Origin of the sequence: Sphingomonas sp. Leaf10, from assembly GCF_001421245.1 — a bacterium.
Taxonomy (GTDB): Bacteria; Pseudomonadota; Alphaproteobacteria; order Sphingomonadales; family Sphingomonadaceae; genus Sphingomonas.
Genome location: NZ_LMKE01000006.1, coordinates 241,425 through 267,627, shown reverse-complemented (window position 1 = coordinate 267,627; position 26,203 = coordinate 241,425). Strand labels below are relative to the sequence as shown.

The window sequence follows — 26,203 nt, the reverse complement described above, 5'->3', positions numbered from 1 at the left end:
TCGCAAGTGTTGCCCCCGGTTGCCGTCATATCGCGGCGGGGACGGGTTGGGAACCGCGCTTTAGAGCAAACGCCGCCAAAACGAAAACCGCCGCCCCGTTGCCGGGACGGCGGTTCGTTCGGTTGGTTCGGGTAGGGCTTAGAAGCCGAACTTGACCGAACCGATGACGGTGCGCGGGAAGCCGACCGAGAAGTTCGGGTTGCCCGAGCGTGCGTCGACCTGCGTGCTGATGTTGCCGAAATAGCGTTCGTCGAACAGGTTGCGGACGTTCAGCGCAAGGCTGGTCTTCGGCAGGCCGTAGTCTTCGAGGCTGAAGCGGGCGTCGAGGTCGACCAGCGTATAGGCGCCGACGACGACGTCGTTCAGGTCGGTCGCGAAGCGTTCGTCAACCCACTTGCCCTGCACGCCAACGTTCAACGGGCCGTAGTTGAATTCGGCACGCCCGCCGAACTGCCATTCGGGGGTCTCGGTGACCTTCTTGCCACGGGTCGGGACGACCGTGGTGCCAGTGGTCTGCACGTTCGAGAGCAGTTCGGTATGGGTGTACGACGCGATCGCCGTCAAGCCGACCCAGCTCGCCGGACGCACGGTGACGGTGCCGTCGAAGCCATAGCTTTCCACCGCACCGATGTTGCGGTCGAACGAAATGCCCTGTTCGAAGTCGAACGAGGTCACGATGCGGTTCTTGTACCCGATGTACCAGCCGGTCAGCTGCGACTGCACGACGCGGCTGTTGTAGCGCAGGCCGAGGTCGAACGAGTCGGTCTTTTCCGGCTGCACGTCGATGAACGGCGCGCGGTACAGGTTGTCGGTACGCGGCGCCGAAAGGCCCTTGGCGTAGCTGCCGAACATGCTGAGGTTGGTGTCGACGAAATTGTAGGTGAAGCCGACGTTCGGCAGGACCGCGTCGTACTTATAATTCTGTGCGTACGGCGCATAGAGCGGAGCGGGATTGCCCGAACCGGTGAAGGTGCCGCCCGGCTGAATGATGACATAGGGCTGCGTGCCGGTAACGGTCGGGTTCGGGATCGGCTGGCTGGTGCAATAGGCGAAGCCGTCGCGTGCCTGGATCGGACAATAGGTTTCCAGATCACGCTTGAAGAACGGCACGCGCACACCGGCCTGGATGGTGAAGGCACGATCGAAGAAGCGGCCGATATATTCGCCCGAAACCTGGTTCAGCAGGGCGACCGACTTGCGGTCGCGCTGGGTGATCTTGAACCCGTCGGCGGCCAGCACCGGGCGGCCGTTCCGACCCGAGAACGGGTTTTCCGGCATGCCGTTCGAATAGAGATTGCCCCATTCGCCGGTCTGACGATGCTGGGCATTGTCATAGGTATAGGCGACGCGGACGCGCTGGTCTTCGGTGATGTCGTAGCGCAGCGACGCAATGCCGGTGTAGCGGTTGGTGTTGGTGATGTTCGGCGAGAAGAAGCGCACCGTGTCGCGGAAATCGCCGTCACCGTTATAGTCGACGCCCTGCGAGCCGGTCAGGCTGCCCTTGGCGCGCGGATCGTTTTCGGCGAGCGTCGACGTACCGCCGCCATGGGCCAGAACATACTGGTACGACCCGTCGAGGGTCAGCGTGAGCCGGTCGGTCAGCGAGAAGCGCGAATTGGCGCGGACGTTGCCGGTGTTCGACGGGTTGATGCGGACACCGTAATAATTCGAGCAGTTCGCGGCGGCCTGCGCCGTGCCGTTCACCGGGGTCGGTACCGTGCAGAACGCATCGTTTTCGATATTGTTGACCGTTTCGAACTGGCTGTTGTTCAGGTCGAGGCGGATCGGGTTATCCGGGGTCGCCGCTGCGTTGGCGGCGATGACACCGGCGGGCAGGGCGTTGCGGATATCGCTGAGCGTCGGGTTGCGATACTGGTTGTTCCGGTTCTCGTTATAATGACCCGAGACGCGGATGAAGTCGCCATTGTCGCCGAGTGGCTGATAGATGCCGGCGTTGAACTGCTGCTTACGGATCGAGCCGGTGCCACGGAACTTGTCGTTCGAGGCGGCCGATGCCGACACGAACGCGCGGGTCCCAAACGAAGTGAGGTTGCCGGTTTCGATCAGGCCGAACACGCGGTGGAAATCGAAATCGCCGTATGATGCGACCATCGTCGCCGACAGCGTTTCCGACGGGATCAGCGTGCGATAGTTGATCGTGCCGCCCGACGACGATGCGGTCGGGCTGTCGATATCGGTCGCGCCGAGATTGACGTTGATCTCGTCGACCAGTTCGGGGTCGAGCTGCTGGTTCGAATAGATCGCGTAGTTGCCCGAATCGTTCAGCGGGAAGCCGTCGAAGGTCAGCGAGACGCGATTGCCGTCGAAGCCGCGGATGCGGATGTTGCCGCCCGACGAACCGAACGGATCGCTCTGGGTGAAGTTGACGCCCGGAACGATGTTCAGCGCGTCGAGAACGGTGTTGCCCGGGGTCTGCTTGGCGAGGAATTCCTGATCCAGCACGACGCGCGCCTTCGGGCCATCGGGGATCTTGATGCCGTCGACGCCATTGTCGGCGCGCGTGCCGGTGACGACGATGTCTTCCGATTCGAAGTCGGTCGAACCGGTCGACTGCGCGAAGGCCGAGGCCGGGAGCAGGAGCGCGGCAAAGGCCACGCCGGCATAAAGCTTGGTGTTCATAAGTCCCCTTGGAATCGCAAATGGGTGGCGCGACTCGTACGCTGGTTCAGGCGGTGTCGTTCACCGTCCCGGCGCCAATGGACGCCCCATATTTCTATTTTGCGACAACCGAAAGCGGGGGTGTCAGTCTGTTTTGATGCGTTGCAAAAACGTCACGTCGTCGCAGCGGATACGATCTGCGCCCAAGCGGCTTCGTCGATCACGCGGATGCCCAGTTCCTCTGCCTTGGCACGTTTGGATCCGGCATCGGCGCCAACGACGACGAGGTCGGTCTTCTTGGATACCGACCCGGCGACGCGGGCGCCAAGCGCGTCGGCTTGCGCCTTGGCCTCGTCGCGGCTCAGGGTTTCGAGCTTGCCGGTGAAGACGACGGTCTTGCCGGTCAGTTCGCTCTGCGTGGCGGCGTGGACGATGTCGTCGGGGTGGACCTCGCGCAGCAGGTCGGCGACGACGTCGCGGTTGTGCCTTTCGGCGAAGAAGGCGAGGAGGGCGTCGGCGACTTCGGGGCCGATGCCCGCCGTTTCGACCGCGGCGACCAGCGCGCGGCCGCGGCGCAGGACGAACTTGCGCTCATTCTCGCCGATCGCCGGCAGGGTCGTGCGACGGACGTGCAGCGCGCGGCGGATCATCGCCGCGAAATCTTTCGCGGAGGTCCAGCGGCGGGCGAGGTCGCGCGCGGTCACCTCGCCGACATGGCGGATGCCGAGCGCGAACAGGAACCGGTCGAGGCCGATCGCGCGGCGCGCGTCGATCGCCGCCAGCAGCTTGTCGACGACGAGGTCCGACATGCGTTCGCGCTGGACCAGCGCTTCGCGGTGGGTGTGCAGGCGGAAGATATCGGCGGGCGAGGCGATCAGCCCGTCGCGAAAGAAGTCCTCGACCCGGACCAGCCCCAGCCCGGCAATGTCGAAGGCGTGGCGCGAGACAAAATGGATCAGCCGCTCGACCCGCTGCGCCGGGCAGACAAGGCCGCCGGTGCAGCGCACGACCACCTCGCCCTCGCCGCGTTCGGCGAGCGAGCCGCATTCGGGGCATTCGGTCGGGAACGCCCATGGCTTACGCGCTTCGTCACGGGTCAGGTTGTCGACGATCTGCGGGATGACATCGCCGGCGCGCTGCACGACGACGCGGTCGCCGGGACGGACGCCCAGCCGCTCGATCTCGTCGGCATTGTGCAGCGTGGCGTTGGTGACGACGACGCCGCCGACGGTCACCGGCTCGAGCCGCGCGACCGGGGTCAGCGCGCCTGTGCGACCGACCTGGATATCGATCGCCTTCAGCGTCGTCTGCGCGCGTTCGGCGGGGAATTTGTGGGCGATCGCCCAGCGTGGCGCGCGGCCGACGAAGCCCAGCCGTTCCTGCCAGTCGAGCCGGTCGAGCTTGTAGACGACGCCGTCGATATCGAAGGGCAGGTCGGCGCGGCTCCCCTCGATCGCGCGATAGACGGCGAGCGCTTCGGCCGCACCGTCGCAGCGTTGAAAGGCGTCGGCGATCGGGAAATCCCAGTCCTTCAGCGCGGCGACCACACCGGCCTGGGTATCGGCGGGCAGGGCGGCGACCTCGCCCCAACCATGGGCGAGGAATTTTAGCGGGCGGGCAGCGGTGATGGACGCGTCCTTTTGCCGCAGCGATCCGGCGGCGGCGTTGCGCGGGTTGGCGAACTGGCGCGCCTTGGCCGGGTCGATGGCGTCAGCGAGCAGGCGGGCGTTCAATGCGGCGAAATCGTCCTTTGCCATGTACACCTCGCCGCGCACCTCGAACACGGTGGGCGCGGCGGCGGGCAGGGTTTGCGGAATGTCGGCGATGGTCGCGACATTGGCGGTCACGTCCTCGCCCACCGCGCCGTCGCCGCGGGTCAGCGCGCGGACCAGCTTGCGCCCTTCGTAGCGCAGCGAACAGGACAGGCCGTCGATCTTCGGCTCGGCGGTCAGGGCCACGGCTTCGTCGTCGGACAGGCGCAGGAAGCGGCGGATGCTGGCGACAAATTCGGCGACGTCTTCGTCGGCAAAGGCGTTGTTGAGGCTGAGCATCGGCCGGGCATGCGCGACCTTCGCGAGATGCCCCGAGGGTGCGGTGCCGACCCTGAGCGACGGGGAATCGGTGCGGACCAGCGACGGAAACGCCGCCTCGAGGTCGCGGTTGCGGCGGACCAGCGCGTCATACTCGGCATCGGTCATGACCGGTGCATCCGCGCCGTGATAGGCGGCGTCGGCCTCGGCGATCCGCTCGGCCAGTTCGGCCAGTTCGGCGGCGGCTTCGGCGTCGGTGGCGGGCAGGGGGCGCGTGGTCATGCACCGATCGCTACCCGGTGTGCGGGCGGGCGATCAAGGGGAAGGCGGCACGCTATTCCTTGCGGCGGATGGTCATGCGGCGTTCGACGACGATCGGGCGGTCGAAATGCAGCCCGGCGCGCCCATCCTCTGCCCAGCGGACGGTGGCGGCGTTCCAGTGGCCGCCGCCGGTGTCGATGCGGATGACCGAACCGATCATGGCTTCGCCGAAATCGACGAGGTCGATCAGCGCGCCGGTGGTCGACAGGTCGCGGATACGCGCCGGGCGGCGGCGGCCGTCGACCTCGATCGTGGTCGAACGCAGCATCCGCGTCCGCACCGCACGCTCGGCCTTCGGCCCCTGCGGACTGAGCGCGCCGCCCTCGCCCAGCAGCCGCGCGGCGGCGGCGGCGCCATCGACCGGTGCGCCATAGACCGGCCCCGCGACCTCGGTGCAGCCCAGCTCGCGCAGCACCGCCAGTTCGTCGTGATATTCGACGCCCTTGGCCGTGGTCGCGATGCCGAGCAGGTCGGCAAGCGTCACGATCGACCGGACGACTGCCGCGTTCCGCCCTTCGGGATCGCTGACTCCACGCACGAACGATCGGTCGAGCTTGATCCGGTCGAAGGGCAGGCGACGCAGGCACGACATCGACGCCTGTCCCGCGCCGAAATCGTCGAGCGCTATGCCGACACCGACCCCCTGCAATGCCGCAAAGGTAGCGATGGCGCCGCGCATGTCGCGCAGCACGCTCGCCTCGGCGATGCTCAGTTCCAGCCGCCCGGCGGGCAGGCCGGAGCGTGCGACGGCATTGGTCAGGATCGCGGGCAGCGCCGGATTCGCGAGTTGCGCCCCCGACAGATGGACCGACAGCCGCGTATCCCCGGCCCAGGACGCCGCATCGTGACATGCGGTGCGCAGAACCCATTCGCCGATCGACTCGATCAGCCGGCATTCCTCCGCCAGACCGAGGAATTCCTGTGCCAGCAGCGTGCCGCGCGTCGGGTGTTCCCAGCGGACCAGTGCTTCGAACCCGGTGATCCGGCCGCCGTCGAGCGCCACGACCGGCTGATAGACGATGCGCAACTGATCGAGCGACAAGGCGAGGCGCAGGTCCTCCTCCATCTGCTGGCGCGATCGTGCGCCCTCCAGCAGCGTGTCGTGAAAGAAACGGTGGACGCCGCGCCCCGCATCCTTTGCGGCATAGAGGGCGAGGTCGGCATGGCTGACCAGTGTGTCGGGCGTCGCGCCATCGTCGGGCGACACGGCGATGCCGACCGAACAGCCGATCGACACGCTGTTGCCGCCGATGAAATAGGGTTGCGACAGCGACGCGATGATCGCCTGCGCCAGCGTCGCCATCTGCGCCCGGTTGCCCATGCGCGGCAGGATCACCTGAAACTCGTCGCCGCCCAGCCGCCCGACCAGCCCGGCATCGCCGACGACGCGCAACAGCCGTTCGGCGACCTGTTTGAGCAGCGCATCGCCGACCGGATGGCCAAGCGTGTCGTTCACCGCCTTGAACCGGTCGAGATCGAGCAGGAACAGCGCAGTACCGTCATAGCCCGGCTGGGCCAGCGTCTGTTCGAGCGAGATGCGCATACGTTGCCGGTTCGCGAGGCCGGTGAGGCTGTCGAACAGCGCGAGGCGGGTGATCTCCGCATCCGATTCACGCACCGCCGTAATGTCGGTGCCGGTGCCGACGAACCCTTCGAACCGGCCGAACGGATCGGAGAACGGGCTGCCCGAGACGCTCCAGCTCCAATCATGCTCGCCGGCGATGGCGGGAGTGACCGCGTAATCGGTGAAGGCGGTGCGGGCCGAAAGGTGGAAGGCGATGGTGCGTTCCGGATCGTCGGATTCGGCGTCGGTCCCGGCGATACGCAGCAAATCGGTCAGCGCAGCACCGATCGGATCGATATCGGTCGCGGCGAACACGTCGGCGATCTTGTCGCTCAGATAGGCGACGCGGCCAGTGCGATCGGTCTGCCAGAACCAGTTCGGGCCGTGATCCTCCGCCTCGCGCAGCAGCCGGGCGGCGCGATCGTCGGGCAGGCGCGTCGAATCGTCGGGGCGCTGTACCCACGATCGCAATGCCGCCTTCATCCCGCCGATCGCCAACTGCCCGCCCCTTTTCCCTTCCCGCCAACGATAGCGGCGCTTCGTGAACGAATTCTTTGCATGGCGCGGCTTCCTGCCTGTAGGGCAGGGCGGAAAATGACCGATATGGACCCGCAGATGACCGTCACCATCACCGAAGCCGATCTGATCGACAGCGTCGCCGATGCGCTGCAATTCATCAGCTACTATCATCCGATGGATTACATCCGCGCGCTGGGTGAAGCCTATGCCGCCGAAACGTCGCCCGCCGCCAAGGACGCGATCGCACAGATCCTGACCAACAGCCGGATGTGCGCGGAGGGGCATCGCCCGATCTGTCAGGATACCGGCATCGTCACCGTGTTCGTGAAATGGGGGCAGAATTGCCGCCTCGACAGCGACCGGTCGTTGCAGGAGGTCGTCGACGAAGGCGTGCGCCGCGCGTATCTGCACCCGGAGAACAAGCTGCGTGCTTCGATCCTCGCCGATCCGGCGTTCACGCGCCGCAATACCAGGGACAATACGCCGTCCGTCCTGCACGTCGAAATGGTGCCGGGCGACAAGGTGCATGTCGATGTCGCGGCCAAGGGCGGCGGCAGCGAAAACAAGTCCAAGTTCAAGATGATGAACCCCAGCGATTCGATCGTCGACTGGGTGCTGGAGATGATTCCTCAAATGGGCGCCGGCTGGTGCCCGCCGGGCATGATCGGCATCGGCATCGGCGGCACCGCCGAAAAGGCGATGCTGCTCGCCAAGGAATCGCTGATGGCGCCGATCGACATGGGCCAGCTGAAGGCGCGCGGGGCGCAGACCGATGTCGAGGCGCTGCGCATTGAGTTGATGGACAAGGTCAACGCGCTCGGTATCGGCGCGCAGGGCTTGGGTGGCCTGTCGACCGTATTGGACGTCAAAATCCTCGACTGGCCGACCCATGCCGCGTCGAAGCCGGTGGCGATGATCCCCAACTGCGCCGCGACCCGCCATGCGCATTTTACGCTCGACGGCAGCGGCCCCGCCTATCTGGAACAGCCGAACCTTGCCGACTGGCCCGACGTCAACTGGACGCCGGACAAGGCGGCGATCCGCGTCGATCTCGACACGCTGACCCCCGACGTCGTCGCGACGTGGAAGCATGGCGACCGGCTGTTGCTCAATGGCAAGATGCTGACCGGCCGCGACGCCGCGCACAAGCGGATCGCCGACATGCTGGCGAAGGGCGAGGAACTGCCCGTCGATTTCCGCGGCCGCGTGATCTATTATGTCGGGCCGGTCGATCCGGTCGGCGAGGAAGTGGTCGGCCCGGCCGGCCCCACCACCGCCACCCGCATGGACAAGTTCACCCGCATGATGCTCGACCAGGGCCTGCTGGCGATGGTCGGCAAGGCGGAGCGCGGGGCCGATGCGACCAAGGCGATCGCGGACGCCAAGTCGGCCTATCTGATGGCGGTCGGCGGGGCGGCGTACCTCGTCGCGCGCGCGATCAAGGGGTCGAAGGTCGTCGGATTCGAGGACCTCGGCATGGAAGCGATCTACGAGTTCGAGGTGCAGGACTTCCCGGTCACCGTCGCGGTCGACAGCGAAGGGCAGAATGTCCACCACCTCGCGCCCTTGGTGTGGCGGGAGAAGATCGCGAAGGAGCGGTTGCTGGAAGGGGCGTAAGCTTTTTTCTTCCCTCCCTGACAAGGGAGGGGGCGGGGGTGGGTAGGCCCGTTGTAGCGCGGTTTCGTTTCCTCGCGGGCCGACCCACCCCCAACCCCTCCCTTGTCAGGGAGGGGAGTAAAGCGAACTCTCCACCAACGTCACCTCGGACTTGATCCGGGGTCCCGCTCCTTCTTCCGGCGGCGGTGAGAAGCGCGACCTTGGGTCAATACCCGGCAGCCGGGTCAGCCGTCATTCGTCTCCGCCGTCAGCGCATCGATGAACCGCTTGCGCCACCAGATCACATCCTCGTCGACGACATTGTCGATCATCGCCTGCCACCGCTCGATCCGTTCGGCGCGCGGCATACGCAGCGCCTTGTCGATCGCGTCGGCCATGTCCTCGGCGCTGTACGGGTTCACCATGATCGCGCCGCACGCCAGCTGCTGCGCCGCCCCGGCGAAGCGCGAGAGCACCAGCACGCCGGGATCGCGCGGATCCTGTGCCGCGACATATTCCTTCGCGACCAGGTTCATGCCGTCACGCAGCGGCGTGACCAGCCCGATCCGCGCCGCGCGATAGATGCCGGCCAGCACCTCGCGCGGATAGCCCTTGTTCACATAGCGGATCGGGACCCAATCGGTATCGGCATAGGCACCGTTGATCCGCCCCGATTGCTGTTCGAGCGTGTTGCGGATGTCGCGATAGGTCTGCACCGCGGTGCGCGACGGCGGCGCGATCTGCAGCAGATAGACCAAGGCCCGCCGGTCGGGATGATTCTGGAGGAAGCGTTCGTACCCGGCGAAGCGTTCGGGCAACCCCTTCGAATAATCGAGCCGGTCGACCCCGACGATCAGGCTGCGCCCGACCGCGCTTTCGAGCTGGTTGAGTTGCGCCGCGCGCGCGACCGGGCCGGCCGCGCCGGCGATGAAGTCCTTCGCCTCGATCCCGATCGGGCAGCTGATCGCGGTGATCGTGCGCCCGCCGACGGTGACGCGGTTGCCGTCGATCGTCCCGTCCATCTCCTCGCGGACATAGTTGAAGAAGCTGTCGAGCCATTCCTCATTCTGGAACCCGACCACGTCATAGGCGAACAGCGCCTCGACCATGCGGCGGTGATCGGGCAGCGCGGTCAGCAGCCGGCGTGGCGGCCACGGAATATGCAGGAAGAAGCCGATGCGATTGGTGATCCCCTGTTGCCGCAGCACCCAGCCCAAGGGGATCATGTGATAGTCATGGACCCAGATCAAGTCGTCGGGTTCGATATGCGGGCCGATGCGTTCGCCGAACACGCGGTTGACCCGTTCATAGCCGCCCTGAAAGTCGCGTTCGAACTCGGTCAGGTCTAGGCGATAGTGGAATAGCGGCCACAGGGTGCGGTTGGCGTAACCGTCATAATATTCCTCGACGTCCTGCTCGCTCAAATCCATCACCGCGCTGGTGACGCCGCCATAGGTCTGGAAGCGGAGCTCGCGATTGTCGCTGGTCTCGCCCGACCAGCCGAACCAGATACCGTCCTCTTCCGCCAGTGCGGCGTTGAGCGCGACGGCCAGCCCGCCCTGCGCCCCGCCGCCGGTGCCGGGCTGGGGAGCCTGCACCCGGTTCGAGATGACGATCAATCGACTCATCGTACGACATTCCATGACTTGCTCAGCAGGACGGCGCTGTTGATCATGCCGACCAGCGAGTAGGTTTGGGGATAATTGCCCCAGAGTTCCCCGGTTTCGGGGTCGATATCCTCCGACAACAGCCCGGCGGGCGTGCAGCGCGACAGCATTTCCTCCAGCAATTCGCGCGCATCCTCGTCGCGCCCGGTCGCGTGCAGCGCCTCGATCAGCCAGAAGGTACAGACGTTGAACGCGGTGTGCGGCAGGCCGAAATCATCCTCGATCGCATAGCGCAGCATGTGGCTACCGCGCCGCAACCCCTTCTCCACCGCCTCCAGCGTGCCGATGAAGCGCGGATCGTCGGGGTCTAGGAAGCGCAGGTCGAGCAGCTGGATGATGCTGGCGTCGAGATCGTCGCCGCCGAAGGTCGCCGACATGCGGTTCGTCTCCGGCCGCCATGCCTCGCGCTCGATCTTGGTCCGCATCGCCGTCGCCCGGTCGCGCCAGAAGGTCTCACGTTCGGTCAGGTCCAGCGTGCCGGCGACATTGGCGAGCCGGTCGCACGCTGCCCAGCACATCGCGGCGCTATAGGTGTGGACATGGCTTTTGGTGCGCAATTCCCACAGGCCGGCATCGGGCTTGTCGTACGCCGCCCAAGCCCGTTCGCCGATCGGCTCCAGCGCTTCGAAATCGGCCTGCTTGCCGACGCGGAACAGCCGCTGGTCGAAGAACCCCTGCGCGTTGGACAGGATGATCTGGCCGTACGCATCGTGCTGGACCTGTTCGTACGCCTGATTGCCGACGCGGACCGGCCCCATGCCGCGATAGCCATCCAGCCCCTCGGCCTCACGCTCGACCAGCGTCGCCTCGCCGCCGACACCGTAGAGCGGCTGAATCTGTCCGTCGGCGGCATTGTCGACGATGTTGCGCAGATATTCGAGATACCCCTCCAGCACGTCGAGCGCGCCCAGCCGGTTCAGCGCCTGCACCGTATAATAGGCATCGCGGATCCAGCAGTAGCGATAGTCCCAGTTGCGCCCGCTATTCGCATGTTCGGGGATCGACGTGGTCAGTGCGGCGACGATCGCGCCGGTTTCCTCATGCTGGCACAGTTTCAGCGTGATCGCGCTGCGGATTACCGCCTGCTGCCATTCGACCGGGGTGGCGAGGCCACGGACCCAGTGGCGCCATTCGTCGATCGTGTTTTTCAGCATCCGCTCGACCGAAGCCGGCAGTTCGTCCGAGAAACTTTCGTCCGGCCCAAGGAAGAAATGCAATGTGCGTTCGACCCGGAACAGCCGCTCGTCCTCGACCCAGCCGACCGGGGCGCTGGTCGACAGGCGGATCGTCTCGCTGTCGAGCAGGTAGCGGATATGGTTCGACCCGCGCGTCCGCTCCGCCGGCGCGCTGCCCCAGTCGACGGACGGGCGCAGGCGCACGCGGATGCGCGGGCTTCCCGCCAGCGGGCGTACGATCCGGCAGAAGGCGACCGGGCGGTACATGCGGTCATGCCGCTTGAAGCGCGGGCAGAAGTCGACGACCTCGATCGCGTTGCCCGCCGCGTCGGTGTGGCGCGTCACCAGCACCGGCGTGTTGCGGATATAGCTCTGCTGCGTATCGACGCAGCCGTCGAGGTCGATTTCCCAGAAGCCGAACGCCCCGTCCGATCCGCGCCGCCGGTCATCCAGCAGCGACGAAAAGGCCGGATCGCCATCGACCCGCGGCAGACACCCCCACACGAAGCGCCCGTTGCGGTCGACCAGCGCCGATACCTGGCAGTTTCCGATCGGCCACAGGTCCATCGTCGCGGTCATGCGTTCGTCTCCAGCCAGTCGAGAAAGGATGCGACATCGTCCAGTCGATAGGTCGCAGCGGTATCGCGCACGGCACCGATCAGGATGCCGGCACCGCCATGATGTGCCGCCACGACCATGCCCGGTTCGTCGGTCAGGTCGTCGCCGACGAAGATCGGCGGATGCCCGGCAAAGGGCGCGTTCTCGCACAGCGTCGCGATCGCGGTGCCCTTGTCATGGCCGTCCATGCGCAACTCGATCATCATCTTGCCGGCCTGCGTGGTCAGCCCGTCGCGCTGGGCGAAGGCATCGACGAGCGCGTGCGCCTCCTGTTCGACTTCGGGAGCGCCGCGATAATGGATCGCGACGCCCAATGTCTTGATCTCGATCACAATGCGCGGATCGTCGCCGAACCGGTCCTCGAACGCGCGCTCGGCGGCGGTCAGGCTGGCGGGGCGATCGGGCAGCAGGGTGGTGCCGCCGGCGGGGCGGATTTCGGCGCCGTGGCTGCCGACCACCGCGTAATCGGCGATCGTCTGCCCCAGAAAGCCGTCAATCTGTTCGACCGACCGCCCGCTGACGATCGCGACCCGGCCGTCGAGCCGGTGTGCCAGTCGCTGTAGCAATGCCCGTAATTCGTCGCCGACCACGACGCCATCGGGGCGCTCGGCCAGTTCGACCAGCGTGCCGTCGAAATCGAGGAACAGACCGGCATCGTCGAGCAGGCCGGCGGGCGGAGGAGGAAGGTCTGGGTACGCCATCGGTCCGATGAACGCCGCGTGCCCGTGAATCGTTTCGCAGGTGCAGTGTATTTTGGTCCAATGCGCGGCCGGACCCGCCGTCCCGTCGGTACTGAAGTCGGTCCGCGCGATCACGACGCCGGTTCCACCTCTCCCCTCCCTGACAAGGGAGGGGTCGGGGGTGGGTCGGCCCGCGAGGGAGCGCTACACCAGCCCCAAACCTACCAGCCTGAAGCTTTTGTCAGGGAGGGTTAGCAGTTCGCCGACCTTCCAACTGAATGTCGATCGGCCCTTCTACCTCGCAATCCCGCCGGGAGACGGTAATCCGCGTTCGCGCTACTTCCAGATTTCGCGCTGGGCGTGGTCGAACACCCGTTTGGCTCCATGTCCGGTGATGTGGGTCCGGTCGTAGAACAGCAGTTGTCCGTTTTCCTCGAAACGGCACCCGTCGCGCGAACAGAAGAACGCTCCCGCCTCGATCGTCGATGTGTTCGGCGTTCGCGCCAGCTTGTCGAACATGGCTTTCAGGTCGGCGTCCTGATGGGCTTCGCTGTCGAACCCCGGCTTTTCCAGATTGCCGCCGACCAGTTCGGCGATGAACTTCCTGGCCGGTATCGCTTCGATCAACGTCGCGCGGACCGGGTCGACCGACAGGAAGGGGACATCCTGCACCAGGATCGTCTTCTTGCCCGCCTGCGACAGTTGCCGGGTAAGCGCGGTGAGGCCGGCTTCCTGCAGCGGACGGCCAGAAAGTTTCTTCGTCGCGTTGATCGTGCCGATATATCTGGTCGGACCCGCTTCCATGAGCGGGATGGCCCACAGCCCGCCGACGATGACGCGCTGGAGCGAAGGGTCGTCGGTCAGGCGCTTCGTCGCAGCGTCGAGGAACGCGCTGCACTTCCCCGTCAGGTCGGGTTCCTTCGACCGATATAGGGAGACGCCGACCAGCGGCCGGCAATTCTGCTTGGCCAGTATGACAGCGCCTAGACCGCGTTCGGACGCTTTCGCGGCGCCCGCCCGTCCGAGCGCTCCGGCGTGGCTGTCACCGAAGATGGCGATATTCGAACCGGCCGCCTTCGCCTGATTGCAGAGCGGCAGCGAGCTGGGCGCAACCGCACCGGCGTTGACGAGGCACGGATAGTCCTTGTCGGCGGTCGCGTCCGCGTCGATCCGCCGGACGTCGTCGCTCAACCGCAGCGAAGAGCCGGCGATCTTGTTTGTGCCGCGGGTTTCGCTCTGTGACCGGTGGGGCGGTGCGCTGGCGACGGCGGGCCGAGTGCCGGCGACGATGCTGGTTCGATCGGTGTAGAAGCGAGGGGTGGCGAACGTCGCCGCCACCCTTTATGCACAACTCCATGACAGCCCGGATCATCGACGGAAAAGCCTTCGCCGCCCAGTTGCGCGCGCGGGTCGCCACCCATGCCGCTACCTTCGCCGAAGCCGCCGGTCGTCCTGCCGGCCTTGCCGTCGTGCTGGTCGGCGCGGATGCGGCGTCGGCGGTCTATGTCCGGTCGAAGGGGAAGGCGACGCGCGAGGCGGGCATGGCCAGCTTCGAACACCGCCTGTCGGCCGATGTGGGCCAGGAAGAACTGATCGCACTGGTCGAACAACTGAACGCCGATCCGGCGGTCGACGGCATCCTCGTGCAGTTGCCGTTGCCGAAGCATCTCGACAGCGATGCCGTGCTGCTCACCATCGATCCCGACAAGGATGTCGACGGCTTCCACCCGGTCAATGCCGGGCGGCTCGCTACCGGCTTGCCGGGGATGGTCCCGTGCACGCCCTATGGCTGCCTGTTGCTGTTGCGCGACGTGCTGGGCGACCTGTCGGGCAAGGATGCGGTGGTGGTCGGCCGCTCGAACATCGTCGGCAAGCCGATGGCGGCGCTGCTGACTGCCGAAAGCTGCACCGTGACCATCGCCCATTCGCGCACGCGTGACCTGCCGGGGCATGTCGCGCGCGCCGATATCGTCGTCGCGGCGGTCGGGCGGGCGAAGTTCGTGAAGGGCGAATGGCTGAAGCCCGACGCCACCGTCATCGATGTCGGCATCAACCGCACCGACGACGGGCTGGTCGGCGATGTCGATTTCGCCTCCGCCGTCGAGGTCGCCGGCGCCATTACGCCGGTGCCCGGCGGGGTCGGGCCGATGACCATCGCCTGCCTGCTGCGCAATACGCTGGTCGCCGCACATCGGCGTGAAGGGCTCTCGTTCGACGACAGTGCGCTGTGATCGAGCTGTTCGTCTCGTCGCTCATCACCTTCTTCGTGGTGATCGATCCGCCAGGCTGCGCGCCGATCTATGCCGGGCTGACTACCGGCGCATCCGACGTGCAGCGCCGGTCGATGGCGATTCGCGCGGTCGGGATCGCCGCAGCGATCCTGATCGTGTTCGCGTTGTTCGGACAGGCGCTGCTCAAGGCATTGGGCATCAGCCTCGACAGCTTCCGCATCGCCGGCGGCATTATGCTGTTCCTGATCGCGCTGGAAATGGTCTTCGAAAAGCGCACCCAGCGCCGCGAGGACCGCGCGCAGAAGATCATCGAGACGCATGAGGTCGAGGATGTCTCGACCTTCCCGATGGCGATGCCGATGATCGCCGGGCCGGGATCGATCGCATCGGTGATGCTGTTGATGAGCCAGGTCGGCGATTGGAGCGCGCGGGCGGTGGTGCTCGGCGCGCTGGCATCGATCCTGTTGCTGACGCTGATCGCGCTGCTGGCGGCGGGGCCGCTGATGAAGCTGCTCGGCGCGCGGATCGAGGCTGTGATTACCCGACTGCTCGGCGTGCTGCTGGCGGCGCTGGCGGCGCAGTTCGTGATCGACGGGCTGCGGGCTAGTTTTCTGTAATCGTTCCGAACTGTTGCTGATTAGTGACACTCGTTACGAAAGTGTGAACGTACATACGCACGTATTTGCAACCATCCCTGCTTTCACCGATAGTTAGCCATGGACATGCGGGACGCAAGTTTCGCGGCCGTTGGGATGCCCGTCAGGGCCAAAGGGGAATAGGATTTCCATGATTGCACTATCAATGCGCGCATCGCTGCGCCACGGAGCGGCTTTGACCGCACTTGTCGTCAGCGCAGTTGCCGCCCCCGCATTTGCGCAGGAAGTCGCGCCCGCCGGCACGACCGTGCCCACCCCCGCGACCCCGACCGACGATACGTCGCAGGACATCATCGTCACCGGCTCGATCCTGCGCGGCACCGATAGCGGCATCTCGCCGGTCACCACGCTGACCACCGAAAATCTCGACGCGCGCGGCATCAACACGGTGCAGGACGCGATCCAGCTGCTGTCGTCGAACAACGGCCCGGCGCTGACCAACTCGTTCACCGCCAACGGTGCGTTCGCCGGCGGTGCATCGGCCGTGTCGCTGCGCGGCCTGTCGACCAGCTCGACGCTGGTGCTGTTCGACGGCCTGCGCGCCGCCTATTATCCGCTCGCCGATGACGGTTCGCGCAACTTCGTCGACCTGAACACCATCCCCGACGACATCGTCGAGCGCGTCGACGTGCTGCGCGACGGCGCATCGTCGAGCTACGGCGCCGACGCGATCGCGGGCGTGGTCAACATCATCACCAAGCGTTCGTTCAAGGGCATTGCCGGCCGTGTCGAGGCCGGCATTTCCGAAGACGGCGTCGCCGCCAACCAACGCCTGACGCTGACCGCCGGCACCGGCGACCTCGACGATCAGGGCTATAACGCGTACATCAGCGGCTTTTATTTCCGCAGCGAAGGCGTCGCGAACAAGGACCTGCGCGGCATCTTCGCCACCGACGACCAGCGCAGCATCGGCGGTCCGAACGGCATCCTGAACGGCCAGAACGCAGCTGGCGAAATCAATGGTTTCAACGTCGGCAGCACCTTCTATGTGCGTCCGGGCACGACCGGCCGCTATCAGATCCTGAATCCGACGGCTGGCTGCTATGCCGGTCCTTCGATCACGCCGACCCAGGCGGATCTGGTGCGCACTAATTCGAACGGACAGCTTGTTAACGGCACGCTGCCAGTGTCGAACGTGTGTCAGGAAGACCTGACTTATAATTACGGCAATGTAACGCCGGATATCGAGCGTTTCGGCGGTTCGGCCCGCTTCACCGCGAAGGTCGGCGATACGTCTGAAGCGTATCTGTCGGTCAACTTCCAGCAGACGCGGTCGAGCTATTACGGCCTGACCGGCGTCATCCGCGGCAATGCCCCGACCGGCATCCTGTTCCCGCAATTCTCGACCTCGTCGGGTGCGGCAACCTTCGCGCCCGGTTCGGCGATCCTGACGCTGCCGGTCTATGTGTGCGCCGCGCGCGTCAACTGCACCGCGGCGAATGGCACGCTCAACCCGAACAACCCGTTCGCCGCGTCGGGCCAGACCGCGCAGATCCTCGGCCGCAATCAGGAACGCACCTATAACGAAACGCGCAGCCGCGTTTATCGTGCGGCGTTTGGCCTTAACGGCACGATCTTCGACGATATCGACTATAACTTCAACGCGACTGCGATGCATACCGACCTGCGTCGTCTGCAGGATGGGTATGTCTATATCCAGAATCTGCTGAACGTCATCGCCGACGGTTCGTACAACTTCGTCAACCCCGGCCAGAACACGCAGGCGGTGCGCGACTATCTGACCCCGGTGAACATCACCGATACCTCGTCAGATCTGTATCAGGCGCAGGTGACTTTCTCGAAGGAGCTGTTCACCCTGCCGGGCGGTCCGGTCCAGCTCGGCGTCGGTGGCTCGATCTTCTACGAAGCGGTCAACGCGCCCAGCGCCAACCCTGACAACAACGGCCCGACGCAGCGTTACTTCACGATCAACGCCTTCGGTACCGAGGGTAATCGTACCGTCAGCTCGGCCTTCGCCGAAATCCAGGCGCCGGTATTCGATCAGCTCGATGTCAACGTGTCGGGTCGTTACGATCACTATTCGACCGGCCAGAGTAACTTCTCGCCGAAGGTCGGTGCGCGCTTCACCCCGATCCGCCAGTTGTCGGTGCGCGGTACCTGGTCGCGCGGCTTCCGCATCCCGAGCTTCGCCGAAGCCAATGCGCTGCCGACGACCGGCTATGTCTCGCAGTCGATCACCAACGTGCCGGCCAGCTTCCGTGCGCAATATGGCGCCGCCTGCGCCAACGACACGACCGCGGCGACGGCTTGCCCGGCCTATCTGACCACCTATTCGATCGGGTCGACCACGCTCGCCTCGCCGAACCTGCAGCCGGAAAAGTCGCGCAGCTACACCGCCGGTATCCAGTTCTCGCCGGTGCCGAACTTCACCTTCACCGCCGACTATTTCAACATCAAGAAGACCGGCGCGATCACTTCGCCGTCGAACGCCGCCGCGATCGCCGCCTATTATGCGGGCCAGCCGATCCCGGCCGGGTTCAACGTCATTCCCGACGCGCCCGACGTCAACCTGCAGAACGGCCGCCCGCGCATCGGCTTCGTCGAATCGCAGCTCATCAACTCCGACACGATCTTCTCGGAGGGTATCGATTTCGGTCTGACCGGGCGCGTCGATTTCGGCGGCTTCCAGTGGCGCACTGCCGCCAATGTCAGCTGGCTGATCGAGCTGAGCACGACCTTCCCGGACGGCACGAAGGAAACCTATGTCGACACGCTCGGCAACTTCAACCTGACGGCGGGCAACGGCACCTTCCGTTGGCGCGGCAACTGGTCGAACACCTTCTCGTTCGACAAGGTCGACGTGACGGGGACGGTCAACTACGTGTCGGGCTATGACCTGTCGGCCGAGGACCAGGGCGGCGATTATGGCGATTGCTCGCTCAACCCCGGCTATGTCGACTGCCGCGTGAAGAGCTATCTGACGGCCGATCTGAACGTCAGCTTCAACGTCAACGACAACGTCACCTTCTATGTGAACGCCCTGAACGTGTTCGATCGCCTGCCGCCGATCGATCCGGTCACCTATGGCGCGCACCTTTACAACCCGGTGCAGGGCGGCAACGGCATCTTCGGCCGCAGCTTCCGTGCGGGTGCGAAGTTCGGCTTCTAGTCGCTTCGCCAGTTAAACAGCCTGCAAACTGGGCCGCTTCCCGATGGGAGGCGGCCCTTTTGCGTTTCGATTCGATCAGCTCATGAATTTTTCAATTTCCGGATCGCGCCTTCGCACCATGCGCTTCGACATTCAGCACGCGAGGTTTTTGCGTAGTGGAGTACTTTATTAGTACAGTAATGCGCCAAAAGTTTTATCATAAAATCTTATCGAACATCGATTAATCATCGGTAGCCAAATGATCGATAGATACGTATCTATTCGAAATAGTTCTAGAAAATCAGCGCGTTGGCAATTATTGCTGTTGGAATTGGATAACGGTAGCGACTGTTACCAAAAAACCACGTGCACCCGTTTTCTCTTATGGCTTGATCACGCCTGATTGCTTGAGAAGTTAATCGGCCCCTAGTCTTCTTATGTTGCATCGTGTTGACGATGTGCAGAAGCAACAGGGGTAAATATGAAAACAAACATTCGGACTGCGCTGCTCGCGTCCACGTTGCTGATGGGGGTCGCGGCACCCGCGACGGCACAGGTCGCGCAAGGTCCGGAAAGTCCGACCAGCCAGACGACCGGCGAGCCGGAAGCCGATGCCGACATTATTACGGTGACTGGTTCGCGCATTGCGCGGCCCGATCTCGACGCGCCAAGCCCGGTGACGACCGTCACCGCCGAACAGTTCAACCTTACCGGTACCGTCACCGTCGAAACGCTGCTGAACGAACTGCCACAGTTGATCCCGGGCAATACCCGCGTGTCGAACAACCAGGGCGGTGAAAGCTTCTCGACCCTCGATCTGCGCGGCCTCGGGCCGCAGCGCACGCTGATCCTGATCGATGGCGAACGCGTTTCGGCATCGTCGGTCAGCGGCGTCGTCGACATCAACAGCATCCCGACCGGGCTGATCGAACGCGTCGACGTCGTCACCGGCGGTGCGTCGGCGGTATACGGTTCGGACGCGATCGCGGGCGTCGTCAACTTCGTGCTGAAGGACCGTTACGAAGGTGCGGAACTGACCGCGCAATACGGCATCAACGAACAGGGCGATGGCGCGACCTTCAACATCCAGGGCCTGATCGGCGGCAATTTCAACGACAACCGCGGCAACATCACGCTGTTCGGCGGCTATTCGACCCGTGCCGCGATTGGGCAGGGTTCGCGACGGATCACGACGCCCGCTTCGGTTCTGATCTACAACGATGCCGGCACCGACAGCGAGGAAGACGATCGCATCCGCGTCGCCAATCCGCTCGAGCTGATTTCTGCGGGCAATAACGACTCGCTCTACGCCAATGGCGGTTCGGCTACCCCGCCCTGGGGTCAGGTGTCGAACAACGCCAGCAACCCGTTCCGGAACTTGGCCACGCTCCTGCCCGGCACGTTCGCCGGTGCGAATACCGACTGTAACCCGGCGACGGCAGGCGTGAACGTCAACAGCGGCACGCTGTCGTTCAACGATGCGGGCCAGCTCTCGCCCTATTTCGGCAGCGGCCTGTGCGGTTATGCTGATCGTTCGACCGGGTCGAGCCGGTACAACTTCAATCCAGCGAACCTGTTGCAGACGCCGCTCAACCGCCTGCTGCTGTCGTCGACCGCACGGTACGAAGTCACCGACGACATCGTGCTGAAGGTGCTGGCGAACTATGTCGATTCGCAGCAGACGGTGAATCTGGCGCCGACCCCGGCGACCGGCATCAGCGTGCCGTTTGACAGCCCGCTGCTGCCCGCCGATCTGCGCACCGCGCTTGCCAGCCGGCCGAATCCGACCGCGCCCTTTACCTATGCACGGCGGTTCAGCGAAACCGGTCCGCGTATCGGCATCTATGATTCGACCACGTTCAACATCCGCGGCACGCTGTCGGGCAAGATCGACGACAATTTCCGCTGGGATGCGACGCTCAGCTACGGCAAGGTCGACTCGCTCGCGACCTCGCTCGGCAACATCAACCGGACCGCGGTTGCGCAGGGGCTGAACGGCTGCCCCACCGGCTCGCTGCCGGGCTGCGTACCGGTCAACATCTTCGGGGCGAACACGCTGACCCCGGCGATGCTGTCGTTCGTGCGCATCGATACGAAGGAAGCGCGTACCTTCGAACAGGTCCGTGCGGCAGCCAACGTCTCGGGTTCGCTGTTCAAGCTGCCTTATGGCGATGTGCAGATCGCGCTGGGCGGCGAAGTCCGCACCGATCGTGGCGCGATCAACGTCGACGATGCGCAGCGCACCGGCAACATCTACGGCTTTAACGCGGTGCAAAGCCAGGCCGGTACGATCAACGTGAAGGAAGGCTACGGCGAAATCCGCGTGCCGCTGCTTGCGGAAATCCCGTTCTTCCACGATCTTTCGCTCGAAGCGGGCGCGCGCTATTCGGACTATTCGACGATCGGCAACCTGTTCAACTGGAAGGCCGGTGCGCAGTGGGCGCCGGTCAGCTGGATGCGGTTCCGCGGTATCTATAACAAGGCGGCGCGCGCTCCGGCGATCGTCGAACTGTTCCAGAACGGCGATCAGGGCTTCCCGAGCTATGTCGATCCCTGCAACGCCGGTGCCAGCCGGACCGCGCAGGCGCTCGGCATCTGTCAGGGCCAGACCCCGGCCTTCGCTGCGGCGGGCGGCTATGCCGACTTCCAGCAGATCAACAGCCAGGTCGAAGCCTTCGCGTTCGGCAACCCGAACCTGCGCGAGGAACGTGCCGAGACCTATACGCTGGGTACGGTGCTAACCCCGAAGATCGGCTTCGGTACGTTGTCGATGACCGTCGACTATTACAACATCAAGATCGAGAACCTCATCACCACGCTCGGTGCCGGGTTCTTCATCAACCAGTGCTATGTGCAGAATGTCTCGACGGCGTGCGACCGCATCCGTCGTAACACCGGAACCGGTCAGATCGATGCGATCAACACTGCGACCGGCAACCAGGGCACCCGCCGCACCGATGGTATCGACACGGCCGTCAACCTGACGCTGCCGTTCGATCAGTTCGGCGCGGACGGTCGTCTGCGCGTGCAGGAGGTCTTCTCCTGGACCCGCAGCTACAAGCTCGACGATACCGAGTTTGCCGGTCGTTCAAGCGGCGGTAACGGCGGGGCGATCCCGGCGTACAAGTCGACGCTGACCGTTGGCTACGACCTCGACCGGTTCTCGATCCAGGGTCGCTGGAACTTCGTGTCGCGCGTGATCGAGGACTTCGGTCTGCCGGTGAACCCGGTGACGCCGACGCTCAGCTACTACGACATGACCATCCGCCAAGGCATCAACGACAAGTTCGACCTGACGCTCATCGTCAACAATCTGCTCGATGCGAAGCCGAAGCGTACCCCGAACGGCTATTTCGATCAGGGTGGTGTCGACACCACTTGGTACGGCCCGATCATTTTCGGCCGGTCGTACACGGTACAGGCGCGCGTAGTTTTCTAAACGCGCGTTCCGGTTCGGACGAACCGGGCGGCGGGGAGCGATCCCCGCCGCCTTTTCGTCTACCCCACGCTGAGCTTCAGCCCACCATCCCCCTCATCGACGCGCACCGTCGACCCGTCCTTCACGCTGCCGCGGAGGATCAGGTCGGCCAGCGGATCTTGTAGATATCGCTGAACCGCGCGCTTCAATGGTCGTGCGCCATACACCGGGTCGTAGCCGACACGGCCGAGCCACGCGCGGGCGGCGTCGGTCAGCTCGACCTTCACCTTGCGCTCCGCCAGCAAACGCCCCACGCGGCCGACCTGGATATCGACGATCGGCGCCATGTGATCCGCCGCCAGCCGGTGGAACAGGATGATCTCGTCCAGCCGGTTGAGGAATTCCGGGCGGAAATGCGCGCGGACGACGTCCATTACCTGCGGCTCGACCGTCTCGACGTCTGCGCCATCGGGCAGGTTGGTCAGATATTGCGAGCCGAGGTTCGACGTCAGGATCACGATCGTGTTCGAGAAATCGACCGTGCGTCCCTGTCCATCGGTCAGGCGGCCGTCGTCGAGCACCTGGAGCAGGATGTTGAAGACGTCGCCATGCGCCTTCTCCACCTCGTCGAACAGCACGACCTGATAGGGGCGGCGACGCACCGCTTCGGTCAGCTTGCCGCCTTCCTCATAACCGACATAGCCGGGAGGGGCGCCGATCAGCCGCGCGACCGCGTGCTTTTCCATGAATTCGCTCATGTCGATGCGGACCATCGCATTGGGATCGTCGAACAGGAATTCGGCGAGCGCCTTGGTCAGCTCGGTCTTGCCGACACCGGTCGGTCCCAGGAACAGAAAGCTGCCCAGCGGCCGGTTCGGGTCCTGCAACCCCGCGCGCGAGCGGCGGACGGCAGTGGCGACGGCGCGCACCGCCTCGCTCTGGCCGATCACCCGCTTGCCGAGTGCGTCCTCCATGTTCAGCAGCTTCTCGCGCTCGCCCTCCAGCATCCGGTCGACCGGCACCCCGGTCCAGCGGCTGACGACCCCGGCAATGTCGTCGGCGGTCACTTCCTCGCGCAGCATCGCGCCGCCCGCATTCTGCTGCGCCTCGACCAGCTGCTTTTCGAGCGTCGGGATCGTGCCATAGGTCAGTTCGGACATGCGGGCGAGGTCGCCCGAGCGCTGCGCCTGTTCGAGCGCGACACGCGCGGCATCGATCTGTTCCTTGAGCTTGGCTTCGGAGGCGATCTTGTCGCGCTCGCCCTGCCAGCGCGTCACCAGTTCGGCGAGTTGCTGCTCGGCATTGGCGAGTTCCTCCTCCAGCGTGTCGAGCCGGTCGATGCTGGCCGCGTCGCTTTCACGGCGCAGCGCCTCGCGCTCGATCTTCATGCGCAGGATGCGGCGGTCGAGGCTTTCGATCTCCTCGGGCTTGCTCTCCACCTCCATGCGGATGCGGCTGGCGGCCTCGTCCATCAGGTCGATCGCCTTGTCGGGCAGGAAGCGGTCGGTGATGTAGCGATTCGACAGCGTCGCCGCCGATACCAGTGCACCATCGGTGATCCGCACGCCGTGATGGAGTTCGTATTTTTCCTTCAGGCCCCGCAGGATGCTGATCGTATCCTCGACGGTCGGCTCCCCGACGAACACCGGCTGGAACCGCCGCTGGAGCGCGGGGTCCTTTTCGACATGCTTGCGATATTCGTCGAGCGTCGTCGCGCCGATGCAGTGCAACTCGCCACGGGCGAGGGCGGGTTTCAGCAGGTTGCCGGCATCCATCGCCCCTTCGGATTTGCCCGCGCCGATCAGCTGGTGCATCTCGTCGATGAACAGGATGATCTGCCCGTTGGCGCCCTTCACCTCGTCGAGCACGCCTTTCAGCCGTTCCTCGAACTCGCCGCGATATTTGGCCCCGGCGATCAGCGAGCCCATGTCGAGCGACATCAGCGCGCGGTCCTTGAGGCCCTCGGGCACGTCGCCATTGGCGATGCGCAGCGCGAGGCCTTCGGCGATCGCGGTCTTGCCGACGCCGGGTTCACCGATCAGCACCGGATTGTTCTTGGTCCGCCGCGCAAGGATCTGGATGGTGCGGCGGATTTCCTCATCGCGGCCGATGACCGGATCGAGCTTGCCGTCGCGCGCCGCCGCCGTCAGGTCGCGGGCGAATTTCTTTAGTGCATCATAGCGATCCTCCGCGCCGGCGGTATCGGCGGTGCGCCCGCCGCGCAGCTTGTCGATCGCGGCGTTCAGGTTCTGCGCCGTGACGCCGGCACCGGTCAGCGCCTTGCCCGCCGGCCCCTGCGAAACGGCAAGCGCCAGCAACATCCGCTCGACGGTGACGAAGCTGTCACCCGCCTTGGTCGCGATCTGCTCCGCCTGATCCAGCAGCCGGACGCTGTCATTGTCGAGGCCCGGGTTTTGCTGCGCACCCGATCCCGACACCGACGGCATCTTCGCCAGTGCCGCATCGGTTTCGGCAATCGCGCGCCGCGCATCGCCGCCCGCGGTGGTGATAAGCCCCGCAGCCATGCCCTGTTCGTCGTCGAGCAGCGCCTTCAATATATGTTCGGGCGTGATCCGCTGGTGCGAATTGCGGATCGCCACGGTCTGCGCCGCCTGCAAGAAGCCCCGCGCCCGGTCGGTGAATTTTTCGAGGTTCATCGTGTTCCCCTGTGATGTTGCCGGCGATATGGTGTGGTAAAAGGGCAACACAAGAGGGCGTGCATCGTTTGCCACCGCGCGGCGTTAGGAGCGGGATGGCGAGAGGGTTTCGAACGATCGGCTGGGCATTGGTGTGGATCGTCGCGATCCTGTGCCTTGCCGTGACGATCGTGCCACGCTTCCTCGACCGCATCTATTATCGCGGCGTGGCCGGCGACCATTTCGACGGCGCGCGCTTCTTCAATCCCGATGGCGACGATACCTCGGCCCCGCCGGGTGGCAGCCGCAGCGGCTTCTTCTGGCGACAGGCGACCGGTAGCGACGGTCGCCCGCAATGGCCCGCGCAGGTGCCGGTCCAGCAGGCGCGACCCGGCGAACTATTGCCCGCCGCGACGCGCCCGGCGCGCGACCCGGCGCAAACGCCGATGCGCGTCACCTGGGTCGGCCATGCCTCGGTCCTGGTCCAGACGCCGGGCCTCAACATTCTGACCGACCCGGTCTGGAGCGAGCGCGCCGGCCCGTTCGGCTTCGGCCCGAAACGGGTTGCCGCCCCCGGCATCGCGCTCGCCGACCTGCCGAAGATCGACCTGATCGTCATCAGTCACAATCATTACGACCATCTCGACCTGACCACGCTCAAGGCGCTGTACGACCGCGACCGCCCGGCGATCGTCACCTCGCTCGGCAACGACGCGATCCTGCGCAGCGACGGCGTGCCCGCAACCGCGCTCGACTGGCGACAGGTGCAGCGGGTGGCCGGCGCCAACGTCCATGTCGTGCGCAATCATCACTGGTCGAGCCGCTGGTTCGTCGATCGCAACCGCGCCTTGTGGTCGGCCTTCGTCGTCGAACTCCCCGGCGGCAACCTGTTCTTTGCGGGCGATACCGGCATGGGCGACGGCGCATGGGTGGAGGAGGCGAGGGCGCTCGGCCCGATCCGGTTGGCGCTGATCCCCGTCGGCGCGTTCCGGTTTCAGCCGGGGCAGATGGCCAGCGGCGCGCATATCGGCCCGGTCGACGCGCTCGACGTGTTCCGGCGGCTGGGTGCGTCGCAGGGGGTGGCGATCCACTGGGGCACGTTCCGCCTGTCGTACGAAGGCTATGCGACCCCGCCCAGATTGCTGAGCGCCGCGAAGGCGTGTGCCGGCGTCACGGATCGCCGTTTCGGTGCGGTCGGCATCGGTCGTCCGGTCGACATCGCGCCGATGGTCGCGCCGGCCGCGATGGGGTTCGATCGTGCGGCGATCCTGCACTGTCTCGAAGGGCCGGCGGGTAACACCCTGCAGTGAGGAAGCCGAACTTGCTCCCCTCCCTGACAAGGGAGGGGCTGGGGGTGGGTAGGC

14 protein-coding genes are annotated in these 26,203 nt (G+C 65.2%); 6 read left to right on the top strand and 8 right to left on the bottom strand.

Annotated elements, in window-relative coordinates; translation table 11 throughout:
- Positions 1–138: 138 nt before the first annotated feature.
- The 3 genes from ASE59_RS07675 to ASE59_RS07665 all read right to left on the bottom strand — a co-directional run bounded on the left by ASE59_RS07675 (position 139) and on the right by ASE59_RS07665 (position 7,032).
- Positions 139–2,640: a TonB-dependent receptor gene (locus ASE59_RS07675; protein WP_056454588.1), complete on the bottom strand. Its 2,502-nt coding sequence runs from the start codon at positions 2,638–2,640 to the stop codon at positions 139–141.
- Positions 2,641–2,792: 152 nt separating this feature from the next.
- Positions 2,793–4,931 (bottom strand): NAD-dependent DNA ligase LigA, encoded by a 2,139-nt coding sequence (gene ligA / locus ASE59_RS07670; protein WP_056454585.1) that lies wholly within the window; start codon positions 4,929–4,931, stop codon positions 2,793–2,795.
- A gap of 52 nt (positions 4,932–4,983) precedes the next feature.
- Positions 4,984–7,032 carry an EAL domain-containing protein gene (locus tag ASE59_RS07665; protein WP_056454582.1) on the bottom strand — a complete coding sequence of 683 codons (2,049 nt, stop codon included), beginning with the start codon at positions 7,030–7,032 and terminating at the stop codon, positions 4,984–4,986.
- A gap of 117 nt (positions 7,033–7,149) precedes the next feature.
- Here ASE59_RS07665 and ASE59_RS07660 point away from each other — a divergent pair, with 117 nt between their 5' ends.
- Complete coding sequence (locus ASE59_RS07660) at positions 7,150–8,670, top strand: fumarate hydratase (protein WP_056454876.1); 1,521 nt, start codon at positions 7,150–7,152, stop codon at positions 8,668–8,670.
- Positions 8,671–8,894: 224 nt separating this feature from the next.
- Here the strand turns inward: ASE59_RS07660 and ASE59_RS07655 are convergent, their stop codons facing one another.
- From ASE59_RS07655 to ASE59_RS07640, 4 genes are all read right to left on the bottom strand, one after another.
- Positions 8,895–10,277, bottom strand: a complete 1,383-nt coding sequence (locus ASE59_RS07655) for an alpha,alpha-trehalose-phosphate synthase (UDP-forming) (RefSeq protein ID WP_056454578.1) — start codon at positions 10,275–10,277, stop codon at positions 8,895–8,897.
- Positions 10,274–12,070, bottom strand: a complete 1,797-nt coding sequence (locus tag ASE59_RS07650) for a glycoside hydrolase family 15 protein (protein ID WP_056454575.1) — start codon at positions 12,068–12,070, stop codon at positions 10,274–10,276. The genes ASE59_RS07655 and ASE59_RS07650 overlap by 4 nt, the downstream gene beginning before the upstream one ends.
- Positions 12,067–12,810 carry a trehalose-phosphatase gene (gene otsB, locus ASE59_RS07645; protein WP_056454873.1) on the bottom strand — a complete coding sequence of 248 codons (744 nt, stop codon included), beginning with the start codon at positions 12,808–12,810 and terminating at the stop codon, positions 12,067–12,069. The genes ASE59_RS07650 and otsB overlap by 4 nt, the downstream gene beginning before the upstream one ends.
- A 315-nt stretch (positions 12,811–13,125) precedes the next feature.
- On the bottom strand, positions 13,126–14,127 hold the full coding sequence (locus ASE59_RS07640) for an SGNH hydrolase domain-containing protein (RefSeq protein ID WP_056454572.1): 1,002 nt from the start codon (positions 14,125–14,127) through the stop codon (positions 13,126–13,128).
- 17 nt (positions 14,128–14,144) lie between these two features.
- Here ASE59_RS07640 and folD point away from each other — a divergent pair, with 17 nt between their 5' ends.
- The 4 genes from folD (at position 14,145) to ASE59_RS07620 (ending at position 22,224) form a co-directional block, all read left to right on the top strand.
- The gene (gene folD / locus ASE59_RS07635; RefSeq protein ID WP_056454569.1) at positions 14,145–15,020 is read left to right on the top strand and encodes a bifunctional methylenetetrahydrofolate dehydrogenase/methenyltetrahydrofolate cyclohydrolase FolD; all 876 of its coding nucleotides are present in this window, start codon (positions 14,145–14,147) and stop codon (positions 15,018–15,020) included.
- Entirely contained in the window at positions 15,017–15,637 is a 621-nt protein-coding gene (locus ASE59_RS07630) for a MarC family protein (RefSeq protein ID WP_056454566.1), read from the top strand. The genes folD and ASE59_RS07630 overlap by 4 nt, the downstream gene beginning before the upstream one ends.
- Before the next feature lie 184 nt (positions 15,638–15,821).
- Positions 15,822–18,806, top strand: coding sequence for a TonB-dependent receptor domain-containing protein (locus tag ASE59_RS07625; RefSeq protein WP_235515688.1), 2,985 nt, complete (start codon positions 15,822–15,824; stop codon positions 18,804–18,806).
- 460 nt (positions 18,807–19,266) lie between these two features.
- Positions 19,267–22,224 carry a TonB-dependent receptor plug domain-containing protein gene (locus tag ASE59_RS07620; RefSeq protein ID WP_056454560.1) on the top strand — a complete coding sequence of 986 codons (2,958 nt, stop codon included), beginning with the start codon at positions 19,267–19,269 and terminating at the stop codon, positions 22,222–22,224.
- 59 nt (positions 22,225–22,283) lie between these two features.
- Here ASE59_RS07620 and clpB read toward each other — a convergent pair whose 3' ends face one another.
- Positions 22,284–24,860, bottom strand: coding sequence for an ATP-dependent chaperone ClpB (gene clpB, locus ASE59_RS07615; protein ID WP_056454557.1), 2,577 nt, complete (start codon positions 24,858–24,860; stop codon positions 22,284–22,286).
- 95 nt (positions 24,861–24,955) lie between these two features.
- On the opposite strand from clpB, the gene ASE59_RS07610 reads away from it, so the two are divergent.
- On the top strand, positions 24,956–26,149 hold the full coding sequence (locus ASE59_RS07610; protein ID WP_056454553.1) for an MBL fold metallo-hydrolase: 1,194 nt from the start codon (positions 24,956–24,958) through the stop codon (positions 26,147–26,149).
- The last annotated feature ends 54 nt before the right edge of the window (positions 26,150–26,203 follow it).